This window comes from Planococcus faecalis (assembly GCF_002009235.1).
Lineage (GTDB): Bacteria > Bacillota > Bacilli > Bacillales_A > Planococcaceae > Planococcus > Planococcus kocurii.
Genome location: NZ_CP019401.1, coordinates 1040121 through 1059359, shown reverse-complemented (window position 1 = coordinate 1059359; position 19239 = coordinate 1040121). Strand labels below are relative to the sequence as shown.

18 protein-coding genes and 1 pseudogene are annotated in these 19239 nt (G+C 41.1%); 6 read left to right on the top strand and 13 right to left on the bottom strand.

The window, feature by feature from the left end:
- Nucleotides 1–9: 9 nt before the first annotated feature.
- Together AJGP001_RS17775 and AJGP001_RS17770 are read right to left on the bottom strand one after the other, a co-directional pair.
- Nucleotides 10–291 carry a chromate transporter gene (locus AJGP001_RS17775; protein WP_425439676.1) on the bottom strand — a complete coding sequence of 94 codons (282 nt, stop codon included), beginning with the start codon at nucleotides 289–291 and terminating at the stop codon, nucleotides 10–12.
- Nucleotides 292–335: 44 nt separating this feature from the next.
- Nucleotides 336–566 (bottom strand): annotated as a pseudogene (locus tag AJGP001_RS17770) (chromate transporter); the annotation flags it as partial.
- 350 nt (nucleotides 567–916) lie between these two features.
- Here AJGP001_RS17770 and AJGP001_RS05205 point away from each other — a divergent pair.
- The gene (locus AJGP001_RS05205) at nucleotides 917–1810 is read left to right on the top strand and encodes a cation diffusion facilitator family transporter (protein ID WP_071153658.1); all 894 of its coding nucleotides are present in this window, start codon (nucleotides 917–919) and stop codon (nucleotides 1808–1810) included.
- A 155-nt stretch (nucleotides 1811–1965) separates the two neighbouring features.
- Here AJGP001_RS05205 and AJGP001_RS05200 read toward each other — a convergent pair whose 3' ends face one another.
- The 3 genes from AJGP001_RS05200 to AJGP001_RS05190 form a co-directional block, all read right to left on the bottom strand.
- On the bottom strand, nucleotides 1966–3015 hold the full coding sequence (locus AJGP001_RS05200; RefSeq protein WP_078080225.1) for a mechanosensitive ion channel family protein: 1050 nt from the start codon (nucleotides 3013–3015) through the stop codon (nucleotides 1966–1968).
- Nucleotides 3016–3057: 42 nt separating this feature from the next.
- Entirely contained in the window at nucleotides 3058–4347 is a 1290-nt protein-coding gene (locus AJGP001_RS05195; protein WP_078080224.1) for a DUF2254 domain-containing protein, read from the bottom strand.
- A gap of 212 nt (nucleotides 4348–4559) precedes the next feature.
- Nucleotides 4560–5627 (bottom strand): phosphotransferase family protein, encoded by a 1068-nt coding sequence (locus AJGP001_RS05190; protein ID WP_058385968.1) that lies wholly within the window; start codon nucleotides 5625–5627, stop codon nucleotides 4560–4562.
- A 334-nt stretch (nucleotides 5628–5961) separates the two neighbouring features.
- On the opposite strand from AJGP001_RS05190, the gene rsgA reads away from it, so the two are divergent.
- Nucleotides 5962–7017 carry a ribosome small subunit-dependent GTPase A gene (gene rsgA, locus AJGP001_RS05185; protein ID WP_245830239.1) on the top strand — a complete coding sequence of 352 codons (1056 nt, stop codon included), beginning with the start codon at nucleotides 5962–5964 and terminating at the stop codon, nucleotides 7015–7017.
- A gap of 215 nt (nucleotides 7018–7232) precedes the next feature.
- Here the strand turns inward: rsgA and AJGP001_RS05180 are convergent, their stop codons facing one another.
- From AJGP001_RS05180 to AJGP001_RS05165, 4 genes are all read right to left on the bottom strand, one after another.
- Entirely contained in the window at nucleotides 7233–7874 is a 642-nt protein-coding gene (locus AJGP001_RS05180) for a response regulator (RefSeq protein ID WP_071153657.1), read from the bottom strand.
- 12 nt (nucleotides 7875–7886) lie between these two features.
- Nucleotides 7887–9002: a GAF domain-containing sensor histidine kinase gene (locus AJGP001_RS05175; RefSeq protein ID WP_071153656.1), complete on the bottom strand. Its 1116-nt coding sequence runs from the start codon at nucleotides 9000–9002 to the stop codon at nucleotides 7887–7889.
- Between the two features lie 124 nt (nucleotides 9003–9126).
- On the bottom strand, nucleotides 9127–10827 hold the full coding sequence (locus AJGP001_RS05170; RefSeq protein WP_078080222.1) for a phospho-sugar mutase: 1701 nt from the start codon (nucleotides 10825–10827) through the stop codon (nucleotides 9127–9129).
- A gap of 191 nt (nucleotides 10828–11018) precedes the next feature.
- On the bottom strand, nucleotides 11019–12563 hold the full coding sequence (locus tag AJGP001_RS05165; protein WP_058385973.1) for a carbon-nitrogen hydrolase family protein: 1545 nt from the start codon (nucleotides 12561–12563) through the stop codon (nucleotides 11019–11021).
- 132 nt (nucleotides 12564–12695) lie between these two features.
- Between AJGP001_RS05165 and AJGP001_RS05160 the strand changes: the two genes are divergently transcribed.
- From AJGP001_RS05160 to AJGP001_RS05150, 3 genes are read left to right on the top strand one after another with little or no spacing between them, the layout of a single operon-like run.
- On the top strand, nucleotides 12696–13121 hold the full coding sequence (locus tag AJGP001_RS05160; RefSeq protein ID WP_058385974.1) for a disulfide oxidoreductase: 426 nt from the start codon (nucleotides 12696–12698) through the stop codon (nucleotides 13119–13121).
- Between the two features lies 1 nt (nucleotide 13122).
- Nucleotides 13123–13593 (top strand): thioredoxin family protein, encoded by a 471-nt coding sequence (locus AJGP001_RS05155; RefSeq protein ID WP_071153655.1) that lies wholly within the window; start codon nucleotides 13123–13125, stop codon nucleotides 13591–13593.
- A gap of 55 nt (nucleotides 13594–13648) precedes the next feature.
- Nucleotides 13649–14494 (top strand): RluA family pseudouridine synthase, encoded by an 846-nt coding sequence (locus tag AJGP001_RS05150; protein WP_071153654.1) that lies wholly within the window; start codon nucleotides 13649–13651, stop codon nucleotides 14492–14494.
- Nucleotides 14495–14656: 162 nt separating this feature from the next.
- On the opposite strand, the gene AJGP001_RS05145 is transcribed toward AJGP001_RS05150, so the two are convergent.
- The gene (locus AJGP001_RS05145) at nucleotides 14657–15487 is read right to left on the bottom strand and encodes an aldo/keto reductase (RefSeq protein WP_071153653.1); all 831 of its coding nucleotides are present in this window, start codon (nucleotides 15485–15487) and stop codon (nucleotides 14657–14659) included.
- A 151-nt stretch (nucleotides 15488–15638) separates the two neighbouring features.
- On the opposite strand from AJGP001_RS05145, the gene AJGP001_RS05140 reads away from it, so the two are divergent.
- Nucleotides 15639–16940 (top strand): NCS2 family permease, encoded by a 1302-nt coding sequence (locus AJGP001_RS05140; protein WP_071153652.1) that lies wholly within the window; start codon nucleotides 15639–15641, stop codon nucleotides 16938–16940.
- Nucleotides 16941–16977: 37 nt separating this feature from the next.
- On the opposite strand, the gene AJGP001_RS05135 is transcribed toward AJGP001_RS05140, so the two are convergent.
- The 3 genes from AJGP001_RS05135 to queG form a co-directional block, all read right to left on the bottom strand.
- On the bottom strand, nucleotides 16978–17280 hold the full coding sequence (locus AJGP001_RS05135) for a hypothetical protein (RefSeq protein ID WP_078080221.1): 303 nt from the start codon (nucleotides 17278–17280) through the stop codon (nucleotides 16978–16980).
- A gap of 310 nt (nucleotides 17281–17590) precedes the next feature.
- On the bottom strand, nucleotides 17591–18064 hold the full coding sequence (gene trmL / locus AJGP001_RS05130) for a tRNA (uridine(34)/cytosine(34)/5-carboxymethylaminomethyluridine(34)-2'-O)-methyltransferase TrmL (RefSeq protein ID WP_058386941.1): 474 nt from the start codon (nucleotides 18062–18064) through the stop codon (nucleotides 17591–17593).
- Between the two features lie 9 nt (nucleotides 18065–18073).
- Complete coding sequence (queG, locus tag AJGP001_RS05125; protein ID WP_058385979.1) at nucleotides 18074–19219, bottom strand: tRNA epoxyqueuosine(34) reductase QueG; 1146 nt, start codon at nucleotides 19217–19219, stop codon at nucleotides 18074–18076.
- Nucleotides 19220–19239: the final 20 nt, after the last annotated feature.

The window sequence follows — 19239 nt, the reverse complement described above, 5'->3', positions numbered from 1 at the left end:
CTCTAAACTTTATATTGCATAAGCAATTGCACCTAGAATTGTTGTTACTAGTACGACAATCCAAGGAGTCAGTTTAAAATAGACTAACATTGTAAAGGCAGTTACTGCAATTGCAAAATCAACAGGACCACGAATCCCTGAAGTGAAAACAGGGTCATATAAAGCGGCTAGTAAAATTCCGACCACGCTTGCATTGATTCTTCTTGATACTGCTTGTACTCCTGACTTTGTCCGAATGATGCGCCAAAAAAGCAATGTTGCAATCACCAATAGGAAAGATGGCAAAAACATAGCAATGATAGCAATAATCACTCCCGATACACCGTTCATCAATTTCCAAACCACGACAAAAATCCACCAAACATTCTTCCACGCGACATGCCAATGGAAATCCCCACCTGCGAACTAGCCGGTCCCGGGAGAAATTGACAACGTGCTACTAAGCCTGCATACGCTTTATCGTCGAGCCATTTTCTTTTATTGACGTATTCATCTCTGAAATAACCAATATGGGCTGCCGCTCCACCAAAAGACGTCAGTCCCAACTTCGTCAATGTTTTTAAGATTTCTGCATAGTTGTTTTTTTCTTTATCATAGCCCTCTCCTTTAAATAAATTAGTCCTTTTGAGGATAACCGTTTACTTATATGTCTTAATATTAAATTCATGTAACTTTACTGTCTCAAGCATTTCTAGAAATTCTTAGTATTGACAACGCTTCAAAAGACCTTGATACTATTAAAAGGTCATCTGTGAATCAAAGTCGCTATTCACTATTTTGGACTGTCTATTCTTTGCACGTTACTGCGAGCAATAACTCAAACATCTATTTTACTACTCATAAATAAAGATAATGAAACGGCCCTCCTCTGAGGGTCGTTTCACTTTGTTTCAGCAACTTGGAGGCGGGAAACATTATGGACATGTATACAAACTTACGCAAAGGGGAAAAAGGGGCTTGGATCAGTATTGGTGCTTATGTATTTCTTAGTGCTATCAAGCTTTTCTTCGGCTTTTCAGGTTCTTCTGAAGCATTAAAAGCCGATGGTCTTAACAATTTAACTGACATTCTCGCATCTATTGCCGTTTTGGTGGGACTACGAATTTCTCAGAAACCGCCCGATGAAAATCATCATTATGGTCATCTGCGCGCTGAAACCATTGCCTCTCTTTTGGCATCTTTCATTATGGCGGCTGTAGGATTACAAGTTTTGGCTAACGCTATTCGCTCTATTTTTGAACCTGTTGCCGAAACCCCTTCTCTGTTTACGGCTTGGATTGCTTTGTTTTCTGCAATTGTTATGTACGTTGTGTATCGCTATAACTTAAAGCTTAGTCAAGAAATCAAAAGTTCAGCTGTCCGTGCTGCAGCTTACGATAATCGGTCAGATGCTCTCGTCAGTATTGGCGCAGGTATCGGCATTATGGGTGCTGTTTTTGGCGCACCAATTCTCGATGTTCTTACCGCATTTATTATCGGATTGATCATTATCAAAACGGCTCTGGATATTTTCAAGGAATCTGTCATGACGTTAACCGATGGGTTTGATGAAGATGAAGTGGAAACTTTATCTGTTTTAGTTAGAAGAGTTCCCGGAGTTATTTCATTGCGTGATTTTAAAGGACGCAATCATGGCAATGTCATGTTTATCGATTTGACTGTCAGTGTTGCACCCAAACTTAATGTAATAGAAAGTCACTGGATCACTGAAGAAATCGAAAGGAAAATTCAGAAAGTAAAACCTCATTGCGTCATTCTTGTTCACATTGAACCAGATTTTTCGTCTCCTATTAGTCGTCAGGACGACTGAAACGAACAAAAGAATATTCATTTCACTGTGCTTGTACGGCATTCTGCATTCCACACCGATGAAAGGAACTCCAAGTGGCAAGACCATATAGGCTTATATAATGCTTTCTGTAACCAAAAAAGTCCACGGCTTTAAAGAGCCGCGGACTTTTTTGATTATTCGTCTAGTGCTTGCGCCATTTTTACATTGTTGTGAACAAAATCTTCTGCAATGGCATGACGAATTCGACTTTCAAGCCTTTCTTTCATTTCAACATCGGCAACTTGTACTTCTACTTGAAAATCCAATGCGGAATTCCGAAAGTTAATAAATCGGACATCTGGTTCTTTTTCTGGTATTCCTTTCATCAAGTTGATTGTCTTTAGAGCTGCATCTTTGAGAAGTTGTTCGATTTTTTTCGTATCACTGCCATACTCCACACTTACTACTACCCTGGCATACAATTGTGCGCTCGAACGATTTTTAACAATTTGCTCGATAAAATATTGATTCGGAACGACGAGAGTTCCTTCTTTCAAGGTTTCTATAACAGTTGACCTCAATTTAATTTTAGTAATACGTCCGATTTTCCCGTCGATTTCCACCATTTCTCCAACTTCCATCGGACGCTCAAACAAAATGATGATGCCTGAGACAAAATTAGCGGCGATGTTACGAACGCCAAAACCTATACCAATTCCAAGAACACTAAATACAAATCCGAGCGCTGTTAAGTCAAGCCCGACAGTAGTAAAACTGATTGCCAATGCTAAAAACATCACGACATAATAAAGCAGTCGGTTGATTGTGTAGCCCATTCCCATATCTATATTAAATTGTTCGTAGACAAATGGCATGACGTAGCGATTTAAAGCTTTAGTGACGCGACTGGCAAATGTCACAATGAGGACAGCTACAATGATTAGTAATACGGAGATCTCAACGCCTTCAGTTTCATAAAAAGCTGAAGTCAGCCATTGTTCTTTCGAGAAGTAAAAAAGAAAGAACAGGATGCCGCCGTAAAGAAGCAACCAATTTAAGACATCTTCAATTACCGGATAAACCCGTCTTTTGAAATCTGTTGAAGCTATAACCTTTCTCAGCAGGAATAATATCAAAAATTTCCCGATAAGGATTAAAGCCACATACACGAAGAACATGAAAAACTCTACTAAAGACAAATCCTTTAAAAAAGTAATGCCTTCGAACAGCTCATTGTTTTTCATAACCCCTCTCCTTTACTGCTTGATAGATTTCTAACACTGTCCTCAGTTTTTTTTCGTCAAAACCAGATGATACGAATGCTGATCCGTGGCTATGGCTAACTCGTCCACTTTTTCTTGAAGAACTTCTTGATCAAAGGTTTTCAATGCCCCGATATCCACATCTTCTAAAACGTAAGCATGAATTTCCCACAACTCCACATAATGCCGTTTAGCTCCCATTTCAGCAGCCACTTTCAAAGACTCAAGAATAGAAATTAAAACTGAAATGTCTTCCTTGCCGTAATGCGATAATTGATAGAAAGTTTTATACAACGCTTTTTTATATGCAGGAAAGCGGTATAAAACATGCTCTTCAGCTAGTAAGAAAGGTCCTGTTTTTAATCGACCTAATTGGCCAAGTAAACGTCCGAGCCGAATAATAATATCGTTCGCTGTATTTGGATCATTGATGCCCGGCGATATGGCACGAAGCGCCACTTCCACTAATTTTTGAATGGCAAAATCAAGGTCCTGTTCTGTCGTTCTAGAAGTACCGAGTGAATAGAAGTTATTAATAGACTGTTTAGCGTGATTCACTCCATAAACATGAAAAATCGGCTTGCCCTCATAGACGTAATCGCCTGGATTCACAAGAATTTCAACTTTTAGTTTTTGCTCTTGTGCATAATTTCCCAGCTTTTCGAAAGACAGATACTGAATGTAGCCTTCTTTTTCAGCTTGATACGTGTCTTTGATACCAATTGGGCTCCACGTTATTTCTTCACCTTTTTCATTTTCTTGTAACTTTTCAAATTTGGAAATGGCATCTTCTGTATCCTTAATTAATTGATTGATTAGTTGTCCTACTTGTACATTTGTTGCAATATAATGGATGAAATAGGCAAATGTAGAAAGACAGAAAAAAGCGATAATAATACCGATAAAAGTTGAAATGACATCAGTTTCGTAGAGATCTTCTCTCATAAATAATAATGATAAAGTATTGTAAATAAAGCCGCTCAGAAAAATCCCTAAAACTCGCCAAACAATTTTATCGTGAACAAAGTTCTTTAATGTTCTTGGCGAAAATTGAGATGAGTACATCGTTAGTACGACGAGAATTGTTGAAAAAGTAAAAGTCGTCATCGTTAGGAGAGCGCCTGATAAACTTCCCATAATCGTCTTAGCTAAGTCAACATTCGTTAAAAGAATTGCTGGGACATATGGCTTTAGTTCGTCGATATACAATAAGTCAACATAGTAAAAAAAGATGGATAGAAAAATTGAAATTACAATGTAAAATGCAGGAGTAATCCACAGTTTTTCTTTTAGCCAAAAAGACAATGCCTTCATCGTCATGCTCCTTTCTTGTGGGTATCTATCCTCTTTCTTTTCCCTTGATGGCTTTTTGACAAACAAAAAAGGCTTGATGAGGTAGTGCACCCAAAAGTTAGAGTTCGACTTTAACTTTTGGGTGCTCTACCTGTTGATCAGCCCTTCTTCTAGCACAGCCGAAGAAAATCCATCTGTTGGCATGCGCACAACTAACATAGAACTAAAGAAAATTATTTTTCCAAAGCAGTCGACAGCGCATGCTTCATTAGACTCGCTACATATTGATCGAAATGTGCGAATCTCGGATCTTGTGTCTGTCCTTTTTTGTAACGATAATAAATTTGTTGAATAATCACAGCCAATTTGAAATAAGCAAATGTTAAATAAAAATTCATATCGGATACGTCTCTTCCACTTTTTTCACCATAGCTTTTTATAAACTCCTGCCGACTGTAAAAGCCTTCTAGCACAGTAACGGGTGCTCTACCGAGTCCTTTTTTTAATAAGTCAGGATCTCCCTCTTGAATCCAATAACTCATAGCCGCTCCAAGATCTGCTAATGGATCTCCGACTGTCGTCATTTCCCAGTCAAACAGACCCGTTATTTCTGAGAAATCTTCCGAAAATAAAGCATTGTTCAATTTAAAATCATAGTGAATAATCGTAGGTTCTTGAGATACTGGCATGTTTGTGAGCATCCATTCAGTTAATCTTCCTACACCTTCAATATCGTCTGTTTGTGCACGCTCATAACGTCCAATCCAGCCGTCAACTTGACGCTGCATAAAGCCTTCCGGTTTTGCCATTCCAGCCAAAGCCGTTTGCTTGTAATCTAACGAATGAAGCTCGACCAGCAAATCGACCATTTTCTCTGAAATTTTTTGTCCCAACTCTCTCGTCGGTCTACTATTTTCTGGGAAATCACTATCTAATACATGACCATGGCGCCTCTCCATCACAAAAAAGGGACTGCCAACAATCGATAAATCATTTGAAAAAACAAAAGGCTTTGGTGCTGTTTTAAAGACTGGATGTAAAGCAGATAGAATGTTATATTCGCGTTCCATATCATGCGCTTTAGGTGCTACAGGTCCGAGCGGTGGCCTTCTTAATACAGCTTGCCAGTTTCCGATTTGCAAGGCATACGTTAAATTGGAATGACCCGTACCAAACTGCTGAACTTCAAGTTTTCCTGTTGGTAGATTTTCAATTTTCTCTTGGAGAAATCGCTCAAGCGTCTCTATATCAAGTTCTTCGCCTACTCTTACTGGAATAATCACATTTTGTCGCTCTCTCATTTCTCCACCTCTTCTAAATTTAATCACCACAAGAATTCGGAATAGTCACTTAATGGTAGCGTGGTCATTTCGTTTATGCAAGTTACAGTAAAATATTTCCCAATAATCTAAAAAATGTTCTTGACCAAAAACAGAATATCCTATATCGTTAATCTAACTTGAAGAAAGAGGTGAAGCATTATGGCTATTTTATTGTTGAATACGCAATTCCAGTCTATAGTGTCTCCCTCTGTGTATCGCTGACGATACGCTTCTTCCATTATGTCCGGAGACCACGACTGCGAATTGCGCGCATCCGTGGTTTTTTATTTTGCATAATTAGGAGGAAATAACATTGATGAAAATTGAACAATACGGCTGGAATTCAGGCTGGCAAGACAAAACAACGACGAATGGCACTCCAGGGCGTGTCACACTGGAGCATAAAAATGGATACCGCGTTGTCACAAATGATGGCGAATGGCTTTGCTCATTATCTGGAAAGTACAGACACCAGCACCATGGCATAGAATTTCCGTGCGTCGGAGATTGGGTCATGGTCGAGCAAATGCCGGGTGAAGACAAAGGCATTATTCACCATGTGCTACCACGAACGTCTCAGTTTTCTAGAAAAGTGGCGGGCGAAACATCTGATATCCAATTGATTGCGGTCAATGTGGATATCGTGTTTTTAACGATGTCACTAAACGATGATTTTAATATTCGGCGGTTAGAACGCTATTTGTTAGCCGCTTGGGATTCTGGATCGAATCCCATTATCGTCTTAACAAAAAAAGACCAATGCACTGACATTACCCCTTATTTACGTGAAGTAGAAAATGTAGCGTTCGGCGTTCCGATTTTTGCCGTATCCGCACGTACTAGTGAAGGAATCGAAGAATTACAGAAGCAGTTAACGGGTTCAAAAACTGGAGCTTTACTCGGTTCTTCCGGTGTCGGGAAATCTTCTTTGATCAATGCCTTGTCTGGCAATGAACAAATGCTGGTTCAAGATATCCGAGAAGATGACAGCAAAGGGCGACATACGACTACACACAGAGAAATGATTTTACTGCCTGCAGGCGGATTAATGATTGATACACCTGGCATGCGTGAATTTCAGCTGGGCGACTATTCAGAAGGCGTAACAGCAGGATTTAGCGATGTCGAAGATTTGGCACTCCACTGTCGATTCCGTGATTGCGCTCATCATGACGAGCCTGGTTGTTGCGTTCAGGAGGCACTTCGAAATGGTAAGTTGGATGCCGGACGTTACCAGAGTTATTTAAAGCTAAAGCGTGAGCTTGCTCATATGGAGCGAAAAAGCGATGCCGCTGCTCAAAAAGCCGCGCGTAACAAATGGAAACAACTAACCAAAGACAATCGCAAACGACCCGTTAAAAAACGCTAAAATAGAGGAGGCTATCCCGTAAGTCTCTAACATAAAACAGGTGGAGAAAAAGAAACTCTTTTTCTCCACCTGTTTTTTTGAATTGCTTCTGAGAATATAAAAAGTCATTGATTACAGATCGTACGTGCAAATGCATCCACCTATTTTGTCGCCTGAAAACGGGGCTGTACTCAAAAAGTCGTTTTTCATGACCTTTTGAGTACAGCCCTCTCCTTTTATCTTATCTCTGGTTCAGTCAGACCATGCTTCACGGCATAAAGTGCCGCCTGCGTCCGGTCTTGAACAATTAGTTTGATAAAGATGTTGGAAATATGCGTTTTCACTGTTTTTTCGGTAACAAATAACGCAGAAGCGATTTCGCGATTGCTTTTGCCTTTAGTCAATTCAGCCAGCACTTCCTGTTCTCTTGGTGTCAGCTGGTTGATGGTATGAGGTGCCGGTTCCGCTGGCGCTTTCATCAGTTCAGAAGAAGCTTTTGGATGCAGTGTGTTTTCACCACGCATCAAACTGCGCAAAGAAGCAACCAGTTCATCCGGTTCAATATCTTTCAATTGATAGCCTGCTGCTCCCGCTTCAATCGCAGGCACCACGTGATCTTGATCTGAAAAACTAGTTAGCATTAAAACGATGATAGTGGGGAATTGTTCTTTGATCATTCGCGTTGCTTGAATGCCGTCCATAATGGGCATTACCAAATCCATTAACACAATATCCGGCTGAAGTGCTGCAGCCATTTCTACAGCCTCTTTGCCATTTATCGCTTCTCCTACCACTTCAATATCCTTTTGTGTTTTCAAAAAGAATAACAATCCTCGTCGGACCACATGATGGTCATCGGCTATTAAAACTTTCATCACGTTTTCAACTCCTTATCCATACGGAATCCGCACTAAGATTTCCGTTCCCTTGCCAATCTCACTTGACCAATCAGCTGTGCCACCTTCTGCTTTGGCACGTTCACGTATGCTTTGAATGCCGATAGATGGCAAGTGGACTCTATGATCAAATGCGAATCCGCGCCCTTCATCTTTTAGCACGAACAAAACATCCGTTGCCGTGACCGATAAATACAATTCGACTTTATTAACTTCCGCGTGTTTCCGGACATTGTTCAACGATTCCTGCGCAATCCGGAATAGCGTTTCTTCAATTCGCGATGGCAATTGAATAACACCCATTACTTTTGTTTCAACTGCAATTCCGAGCATTTCTCCGTAACCTTTGATGGCATCAAGCAATCCACTCTCTAACCCTTTTGGCCGCAATTGCCAAATTAACGCTCTCATTTCATTCAATGCTTCCTGCGTCAAATGTTGAATATCGCGAAAAGTTTCTTGAACAACAGGATCCTCTGACATCTCGACACCACCGCGAGCAGTTAACGTCACTGAAAACAGCAATTGGTTAACAGAATCATGGAGGTCGCGCGCTAAGCGATTTCGTTCTTTCACAAGAGCCAATTCCTGTTCTTGCTTTGTTAAGCCAATTCGTTTGATTGCAGAGCCAATTTGAAAAGCCACTGATTCCAACAGAGCCAATTCGTCTTTTGAAAACCCGACAGTGTCGGGTGCGGCAATGTTCAGCAAGCCAAATTTCTCTTCTCCTGACTGCAAAGGAACCGTCGCATGATGAGTGATACTGCCTTGTAGCCGCGAATTTTCTGGCATGGCATTTTCGATACGTTGACAAGCGATAATATTCGATGCTTTTTCAAGATCGCCATCGTGATAGCGCTTAACGCACCAACAGCCACCTTTTTGTAAATGACGGCAACTGTTTTCTTCTAAAGCGGCCGGCAAATTAGCCTGAGCCACTAATTGATGCTTGCCTTTTTCATTAATAAAAAATATCCAAGCCGTTTCAAAAGCAGAGCCGTTCAACAATTTACGAATAGCCCCATCTAACATACACGTCATATCCATTTCTTCATTTAACAGTTCAGCAATTTCTTTTAACAGCGTTACATTTGAAGGTTCTGCCAACATTAATCACCTCACTTTTATCATATACGTGATCGCAATCCAACTCACTCGTACTTTTGTCTTAGAAAGGCACATACGTATACAGAGTTAGACAATAAAAGCCCCCTTTTTTAGGGGGGCTTAGTCGTTAGCGGCTATTTACTTCTTCTATGAATGATTCTTTTAGCAATTCCATTTTTTCATCGCTTTCTTGCTGTGTTTTTGCGGTGATGCCGAAATAATATTTCACTTTCGGTTCTGTGCCGCTTGGACGCACACATACCCACGAACCATCTTCTAAGAAGTACTTCAAGACATTAGATTGAGGCAGTTCAATTTTTTCATTGGTGCCCAAATTGACAGAAATGCGGTTTTGCGTTTCATAATCTTCAATCGAAACAACAGGAATGCCGGCAATCGCCTGTACTGGGTGTTTACGCAAACCTTCCAGCAATGCAGTAATTTCACGGGCCCCATCAATGCCTTTTTTCGTAACAGATACGAGTGATTCACGGTACCAACCAAACTCATTATACAATTCGATCAACACGTCATGAAGATTCTTCCCTTGTTTTTTATAAAAAGCAGCTGCTTCAACGAGCAATAAAACAGACTGGACAGCGTCTTTGTCTCTTGCAAAATCACGAATTAAATAACCATAACTTTCTTCGTAGCCGAATAAAAATTCGAATTTCGGATCCTCATCGTTGTGCTTTAATTTTTCACCGATGAATTTAAAACCAGTTAAAACATCTTCCGAACTGACACCATATGATTCTGCTACGACGCGACCAAATTCTGATGTGACAATGGTTTTAAAAATACGACCGTTTTTGGGTAACGTGCCTTTTGCTTGTTTTTGACTCAGCAAATACTCAATCAAAATAGCGCCGGTTTGGTTGCCGCTCAGTAGTTCATACTGGCTACCGCTCCAAACGGCAATTCCAACACGGTCTCCGTCTGGATCGACGGCAATCAGTAAATCAGCTCCGGATTTCTTACCGTATTCTTTTGCCAATTCAAATGCAGATCCTTCTTCTGGATTCGGAGAAGTAACAGTTGGAAATTCACCGTCTGGTTGCATCTGTTCGGTTACGTAAGTAATTTGATCATAGCCTGCTCGATCTAATAACCGCTTAACCGTTGCACCCGATGCTCCGTGAAGTGGCGTAAAAACGGCTTGGATCGGACTCGCTGAATGCTCTTGAACAGTTAACGCATTGGTAAGATACGCTTCATCCAATTTTTCGTCAATTCGGATTAGTAATGACTCGTCAAATCCTTCGTTGACGATAGATAGCTCATCTTCTACACGGCTAACATAGTCAATGACACGGTCGGCATCTTCTAGATTTAATTGAGCGCCATCTTCTCCGTACACTTTATAGCCATTGTATTCCGGCGGATTGTGACTCGCCGTAATAACAATTCCCATAAATGCATTCAAATATCGAACACTAAACGATAACTGGGGTGTCGTTCTAGGGCTACTGTACAAATACGTATGAATACCGTTTGCTGCAAATGTACGTGCTGCTTCTTCTGCAAATTCAGGTGACATGCGGCGGCTGTCATATGCAATGACCATCCCCCGTGCCATAGCAAGTTCCCCATTTTCCTTCATGTAATCCGCGATTCCTTGAGAGGCTTTACGGACCGTATAAACGTTCATGCGGTTTGTCCCTGGACCAATTTCACCGCGCATGCCTCCGGTACCAAAAACCAGATCTTGATAAAACGCATCTTCTGCTAATTTTTCATCGTCTTTTAAGACAGTTAATGATTGGCGCGTTTCTTCATCAAGTGATTCATTGTCTAACCAACGCTTCATGCGTTCTTTCCATGACATAGAAATTCCTCCATCCATATTGAAATTGAGTTAAATTAAACAGTCTTATATGTAGATATTCTACAAACCAGTTGCGCTTTCCTGCGAGAGCTCCTCACTAAGTAAGCACATCAGTTAAAAATTTTTTCGCTGAATCTCCAGTTTATCAAACATCTCAAAAAAAAGCCGCTCCATTTCGGAAGCGGCGGTGTTCAGTCTTTTTTGTATTCTACACGGTAGACATCATGACGACGGTCTTTTAACTGCTTGACTGTTCCATTTTGACGTTGACGACGTAAAATTTCCAAATCGACATCTCCAATCAACACCATTTCAAGGTTTGCATTGGTTTCGCCGACAATGCCGTCACGTGCAAACTCAAAATCGGATGGCGCAAAAATACCCGATTGTGCATATTGAATGTCCATGTTTTCGGTTTGCGGCAAGTTACCGACCGTACCGGAAATGACCGTGTAGATTTGATTTTCCACAGCACGCGCTTGTGCGCAATAACGAACGCGCAAGTAGCCTTGGCGATCTTCTGTACAGAACGGGGTGAAAATAATATTGGCACCCATATCTGTCGCAATACGCGCCAGTTCTGGGAATTCAATATCGTAGCAAATTTGAATAGCGATTTTCCCACAATCCGTATCGAAGACACGAACCGAATCTCCTGCAGAAATGCCCCACCATTTACGTTCGTTTGGTGTGATATGGATTTTGTATTGCTTGTCGATCGATCCGTCACGGCGGAACAAGTAAGCAATATTGTAAATTTCATCGTCTTCTTCTTTAACGAAATGCGATCCTCCGATAATGTTGACATTGTAACGAACAGCAAGGTCTGTAAACAATTCAATATATTGAGGTGTATATTCCGTTAACTTACGTACTGCTTGGCTCGGCGATGGCTCATTTAAGAACGACATGAGCTGCGTCGTGAAGATTTCAGGGAATACCACAAAATCTGAATGGGCATCTGACGCTACATCTACAAAATATTCTACTTGGTTCGCTAAATCATCAAACGATTCGATGGCGCGCATCAAATACTGGACAACACAAATACGGACCGGCAAGCTTGTTTTGAAATGACGTTTAGAAACAGGTTTGTAATCGACGTTATTCCATTCCATCAACGTTGCGTATTTACCTGAAGCTACGTCGTCTTGCAAGTAGTTCGGATTGATGCGCATTAATTGGAAGTTGTTCATCAATTGGAACGTCAAAACCGGATCGTAAATTTTATGACGTGAAACCGAATCTACATATTCACGTGGTGACATTTCATCCGCGTGTTTGTGGTAATTTGGAATACGTCCTCCGATGATAATCGATTTTAAATTTAATTCGCGTGCTAATTCTTTGCGGGCTTCATATAAACGCTGGCCTACTTTCATCCGGCGGTATTCTGGGTGTACCATCACTTCAATGCCGTACATATTGTAACCATCTGGATTATGGTTGGTAATATATCCCGCGTCGGTTACATCGTCCCACGTATGACGGTCGTCATATTCATCAAAGTTGATTAATAAACTTGAACAGGAGCCAATGACTGTTCCATCTAACTCAGCTATAAGCTGACCTTGTGGGAAAACACCCAAATGACTTCTTAACTGTTCTTCTTTCCAAGGATCCATTCCCGGGAAGCATAGACGCTGCATTGCCAGGATGGCATCTATATCTGCATAAGTCATCTCGCGAATGATCATGCTTTTTTCAAAATGGGATAAATCAAATTGTTCTGACACAGCACAGCTCTCCTTCACAAAAGTTTCATACTTTATTATATCGGATAGTCGCTCAGGTTGATATTATTTTACTTGTCTCCCGATAACAATTATAATTCTATGGAATCATTTTTTGAAAAGAGGGAATCTCAAATGACGAAACGCCAGGAGAATGTTTTGCTTTCCATGTGGGTTGTAGCCCTTATCGCCACGGCCGGTTCGCTTTATTTTTCTGAAATTCGTGACTTTGCTCCGTGTGAACTATGCTGGATTCAACGTATCTTTATGTATCCGCTTGTTATTGTCATCGGAGTTGCTTACGTACAGAAAAATGTTCGAATTGCAGCTACTGCGCTTGTGTTCTCCATTATAGGAGGAGGAATTTCTCTTTATCATTACGGTTTACAGAAGCTCGATTTCCTGGCAGATTCTGCACCATCTTGTGGACTTGTTCCATGTAACGGTGAGTATATCAATCTCCTCGGATTTATCACCATTCCCTTTTTAGCGCTTACTGCATTTATTCTAATTGCTGGAATGAGTATCTATTTATTAAAGTCCCTTAAGGAGGAAAAGTAACATGAAAAAGTTATTAATCATCGCAGGAATTGTTGTTATTATTTTTGCCGGAATCATCTTTTTAACGAATCAGGCAAATGATGAGAAATTGGCGGATAACCCATACGATACAGAGGATCTAGAGCAGGCAACTATTGATCAATTAGACGATGAAAATTATCAGAACATTGTCTTACCGGCTGATTTAGAAAAGGAAATTGCTAGCGGAGAGCCAACTACGGTTTATTTTTACAGCCCAACTTGTAGCTACTGTCAGCAGACTACACCTGTTTTGATGCCGGTTGCTGAAGATATGAGTATAGACGTTTTGCAGTACAATCTGTTAGAATATGATCAAGGTTGGCAACAATACTTGATCGAAGCTACACCAACATTGATCCATTTCGAAGAGGGTAAAGAAGTTTCGCGTTGGGTCGGTGCACAGCCAAAAGAGAATATTGAACAATTTTTCACTGATGTAGTTAAAAAATAACTGACAAAAGGATCATGTGCCTGGCGCATGGTCCTTTTTTAATGGAGGAAACCACATGACTTGGAGTTATGAAATCAAAGATGACGGTATGACCGTTGAAGAATTACTAAGAACCGAATGGGGCCTTGGAAAAAAAGTCGTTCACCAAATGCGCATGGCCAAAAGCGTTAAAAACGATAAATTCCAAGAAGTAGTTTGGAAAGAACCTTTACCAAAAGGAACTGTCTTGCAATTTGACTTGCCTCCCGCAGACTCACCTTACGAACCAAAACACGATGTTGAGTTACCGGTACTTTTTGAAGACGATCACTTTATCGTGGCTCGTAAACCAAAAGGTATGGCGACACACCCGAACGAAGTTGGCCAAACAGATACGTTCATTAACGCCATTCTTGGTCACATTATTCGTAACGGCGGATCATATGGGGAGCATGTTCACCGCTTGGATCAAGGAACTTCCGGTTTGTTGATGGTTGCAAAACACCCTGTTGCAAAAAACGTGCTGGACCGTATGTTAGAACAAAAACAATTGGTTCGTGACTACGAAGCTGTTGTGAAAGGCAAAGTTCACAATAAATCTGGCACAATTGATTTCGCAATTGGTCGCGATCGCCATCACCCAACGCGTCGCATGGTTTCTCAAACAGGTCAAAGCGCTGTTACTCATTACCGTGTACTGAAACTAATGGAAGGCAAATCTTTGCTTCATTTAACACTTGAAACAGGACGCACGCACCAAATCCGTACACACCTTTCTCATATCGGTCATCCGATTGTTGGAGATACATTATACGACGGACCGCCAACACAAGACGGCGCTTATCACCTTCATGCTTTCCGCATGTCATTCATCCACCCGTTTACAAATGAAAAAGTAGTGGTTGAAGATACTGCGAGATAATAAAAAAGTAGTGACTGATGTCCATTGCAGCGGACGCTTTCTCGTGGGCTTACGTTGACGCTTCCATTTCAATCAGCGATTTTAAAAACAATAAAAAGAACGGAGAAGAGGATGTCCTTTTCTTCGTTCTTTTTGATTTCCTCTACTTAAGTAGAGGATCTTTTAAACCTTAATGTCATCTGGATGTGTTCCGCTACGCCAATCTTGGTTTAACCCATCGATTATACCCATTTCTTCTGGAGTCAACGCGAAATCAAATACTTGCGCGTTTTCTTGAATGCGTGAGGGTGTTACTGACTTTGGAATAACGACTAAATCATTCTGCAAATGCCAACGGATAATGACCTGTGCAATTGATTTATTATGCTGTTTTGCGATTTCCACTAACACAGGATCCTCTAGCAAACGACCTCTTGCAAGTGGCGACCACGATGTTACTACAATGTCATTTGCGTCGCAATAGTTTCGTAATGGCACTTGTGTCAGTTGTGGATGCAATTCAATTTGATTGACCATTGGTTTTGTATTGGCCGTAGCCATAATTTTCTCCAAATGATGCTCTTGGTGATTTGAAACACCAATGGAACGAACGAGCTTTTCGTCGTAAAGACGTTGGATGGCACGATACGTGTCTACGTATTTCCCTTCAATCGCCCAATGTGTCAAATACAGATCCAAATAATCAAAATCCAGACGTTTTAGCGATGCTTCAAATGCACGCAAAGTTTCATCATAGCCTTGGTCCGTGTTCCAAACTTTCGAAGTGATAAACAAGTTCTCGCGTTTAACACCCGAATTCCGTACCGCTTCGCCTACTTCTGCTTCGTTGTCGTAAATGGTCGCTGTATCGATTGCTGTATAGCCTGCTCCAATTGCCGTAATCATCGCTTCTACTGCGGCTTCTTTGTCGGTCATTTTGTAGACACCGAGGCCGAAGCGGGGCATTTCTACACCATTATGTAATTGTTTTGTTGAGTTGATTGTTAACCCCATCTATCATCATCCTTTCATCTTTCTATTGTACAAATAATATTAGATTAATTCGACTTTTAGGATTTCGGTGCAAGCTCTTGCACTCTCCGATTAAAACGAATAATATATATCATGTTGTGTAAAATTGTTCGTGTTTTAGGAGGAGTTTTTTATGTTTCATTTAAAAGAAAACAATACGACGATAAAGACTGAAGTGACTGCTGGAATGACGACTTTCCTAACTATGGCCTATATCGTCATTGTCAATCCAGTCATCTTAGGTGCTGCAGGTGTGCCGTTTGATCAAGTATTTTTAGCGACGATTATCGCCGCCGCCATCGGAACTTTATGGATGGCCTTAGCCGCTAATTACCCCATTGCCATTGCACCCGGCATGGGATTGAATGCTTATTTCACTTCTATGGTACTCGGATCAAATGGGGCCATCGATTACGTAACTGCCTTTGCAGCTGTATTTGTGGCGGGTCTTATTTTTATTTTGTTGTCATTGACTTCTTTGAGAAAAGTGCTGATTCAAGCCATTCCTGAAAACTTAAAGCATGCTATTACTGCTGGAATTGGTTTGTTTATCGCGTTTATCGGTATGAGACTGAGCGGCTTGATTGTTGCAAACGAGGCGAATTTGGTCGGCTTAGGTGATTTAACTTCTCTTCCTGTCGCCTTAACGTTGCTCGGCTTACTAATTACTGTCATCTTTATGTCATTAAATATTAGTGGTGGTATTTTTTACGGTATGATTGTCACAGGAATCGTTGCCTTTTTCACTGGTCAATTAAAATTTGAAACAGGATTTATAAAATTACCGTCATTGCCCGAAGGGATTCTGATTTGGAATCCGTTAGAAGCTCTTCAATTGGTCATTGAATATGGTCTTTATGGCGTTGTCTTTTCTTTCTTACTCGTGACGTTGTTTGATACGACTGGCACAATGATTGGTGTCGCCAAACAAGCTGGCTTACTAAAAGACAATAAAATGCCTAGAATGCGTCAAGCGTTGCTAGCAGATTCGTTCGCAGCTACTGCCGGTGCTATGGTTGGAACCAGTCCAACTACCGCGTATGTTGAATCTACGGCAGGTGTTGCAGCAGGTGGTCGCACCGGTCTTACAAGTTTAACAGTTGCCGTTCTTTTCATACTCGCAGCGTTTTTCGGACCGTTAGTCGGCTCTTTATCAAGTGTTGCCGCCATTACAGCTCCTGCATTAATTATCGTTGGCAGTTTAATGATTGGTGCAGTCAAACAAATTGAGTGGGAAAAATTCGATGAAGCTTTCCCCGCCTTTTTGATTGTACTCGCTATGCCGTTAACATCGAGTATTGCAACGGGGATTGCTTTCGGTTTTATTTCTTATCCGTTAATGAAAATCTTCAAAGGCAAAGGCAAGTCGGTTCATCCAATTCTTTACGTCTTTGCGATTTTGTTCACGATTCAACTATTAATCGCACCTCATTGATGATAGATGTAAAAAAACCGCCAAATTGGCGGTTTTTTTAGATTCTATTTCTGGTGAATGTTGCTGACAATAATAACACAGCTGCAGTAATCAAGTGGAATACCCAACCGACACCTGGAATCCATGCGATTATGCTTGTAATGATTCCGAGAATCGAACCTGCTTTTGGTGAATATTCACGGAAGCTGAAGAATAAAGTAATCGCGTGAAGCACGAACATAACACCTAACGCTGAGTAACCTGTGCTGATGACAAAGCCTCCGCCAATTAACGGGATTGCTAGAAAGGCTTCAGCTAAGCCTGTAATCCAAAGTAACGCAACAGAAATCTTCATTTTCATATATCTTCATCCCTTCTATAAAAGTTGCTATCTTCTTTATACGAACGATAACAGCTAAGGTTTCATTATTTACGAGACCGTCAGAAATTATCCACATTTCGAGCGATGTTGTATATTTCATTTTTCCCACTTGTAAGCTATACTAAACAAAGATGCACATTTCAAGGAGGTCATTCTTATGAACTTAATCCTTATTTTAGGTGTTTGTGTTTCGTTCTTAGTAGCTATTTTTACTGCTGGATACGATGACAAACCTGGAACAAACGAAAGAGAATAGTGTAAAAGGACAGCGAAATTCGCTGTCCTTTTTTTATTCTAAGCCTGGATAATCTTGTTGACGCAACGCTTCGTACATGAGTATCGCTGCCGTATTCGACAAATTAAGTGAACGAATATGATCGTTCATTGGAATTCGCAAGCAATGATCTGGGTTTTGCTCGATCAGTTCTTTCGGCAATCCTTTAGTTTCTTGTCCAAAAACGAAGAAATGATCTTTTCCTCTATCGGAAAAATCGTATGAAGTATGCGGCTTTGCGCCGAACTTCGTAATATAGTAGAACACCCCGTCTTGGTAACTGTCAAACAACTCCTGCAACCCGTCATAATAATAAATATCGACATGTTCCCAGTAGTCCAGCCCGGCGCGTTTAAGCATTTTATCGTCTGTCGAGAAACCGAGCGGCCGGATTAAATGCAACTTAACTCCTGTCCCGGCGCATGAACGCGCGATATTCCCTGTATTTGCTGGAATCAGCGGTTGGTACAACACAATATGAATAGCCAAATCTGTCACTTATCCTTTCAATCTTTCAGCAAAAAATGCCAATCCTTTTTGAATTTCTTCTTGCACTTCACCATCTTTTTCTAGCTGTTGCACGCGCTTTAATGCTTCTAATCCTTCATCAGTGCCAATTTTACCAATTGCCCAAGCCGCAGTTCCTCGAATGACCGGTCGCTCATCACTGTCGAGCAATTGAATCAAAACAGGTATAGCAGCTGTTTCTTTAAAATGTGCTAACGCCAAAATAGCATTTCGCTGAATCGGTTTTTTGCCTCGCCACGATCCGGACACATAACCAAACTTATCTTTAAACTCACGATTAGAAATTGTTAATAATGGCAGCAATAAGGGTTTCGCAATTTCTGGATCTGGCTCAAACTCTGCATGAATTTGATTGGCTTTTCGCTTGTTTTTCGGACATACCGTCTGACACGTGTCACAGCCATATAGCCGATTGCCAATTTTGCTACGAAACTCATCCGGTAAAAATCCTTTTGTTTGCGTCAAAAACGAAATGCAACGCTGAGCGTTTAATTGGCCGCCTTCGACAATCGCTCCTGTTGGGCACGTGTCGATACACAACCGACAGTCCCCGCATTGATCTTCCATTGGCTCATCAAAACGAAACGGGATATTGGTAATCATCTCACCCAGATACACGTACGAACCAAATTCTGGCGTGATAATGTTCGTGTTTTTAGCACTCCAGCCAATGCCAGCTCGTTCTGCTACTGCCCGGTCAGATAGTTCTCCTGTGTCCACCATCGATCGCATTCGTGCTTCTGGGTAACGCGACGCAATGAACGCTTCTAACAGCGTCAGCCGCTCTCTGAGAGCGGCATGGTAATCCTTGCCCCAAGAGGAACGAGAAAACATGCCTCGCCTTGCGCCTTTTACTCCTTGCGGTGCATCTTCCATCTTTGATGGATAAGCAATGGCAATCGCAACAATACTAACGGCTTCATTTAGCAACAGCTCCGGCCTCGTACGTTTTTCCACATCTGATTCTTCAAAGCCTGACTGGTAATTTAACTGCTGCTGACGAATCAATTGATGCTTTAAGCTATAAAAAGGTTCTGCCGATGCAAAGCCGATTTTATCAATTCCGATGTCCGAGGCATACGCAACAAGCTCTTTTTGAAATTGATCAAGATTCATGTCGTAACCCCTCACTCAAT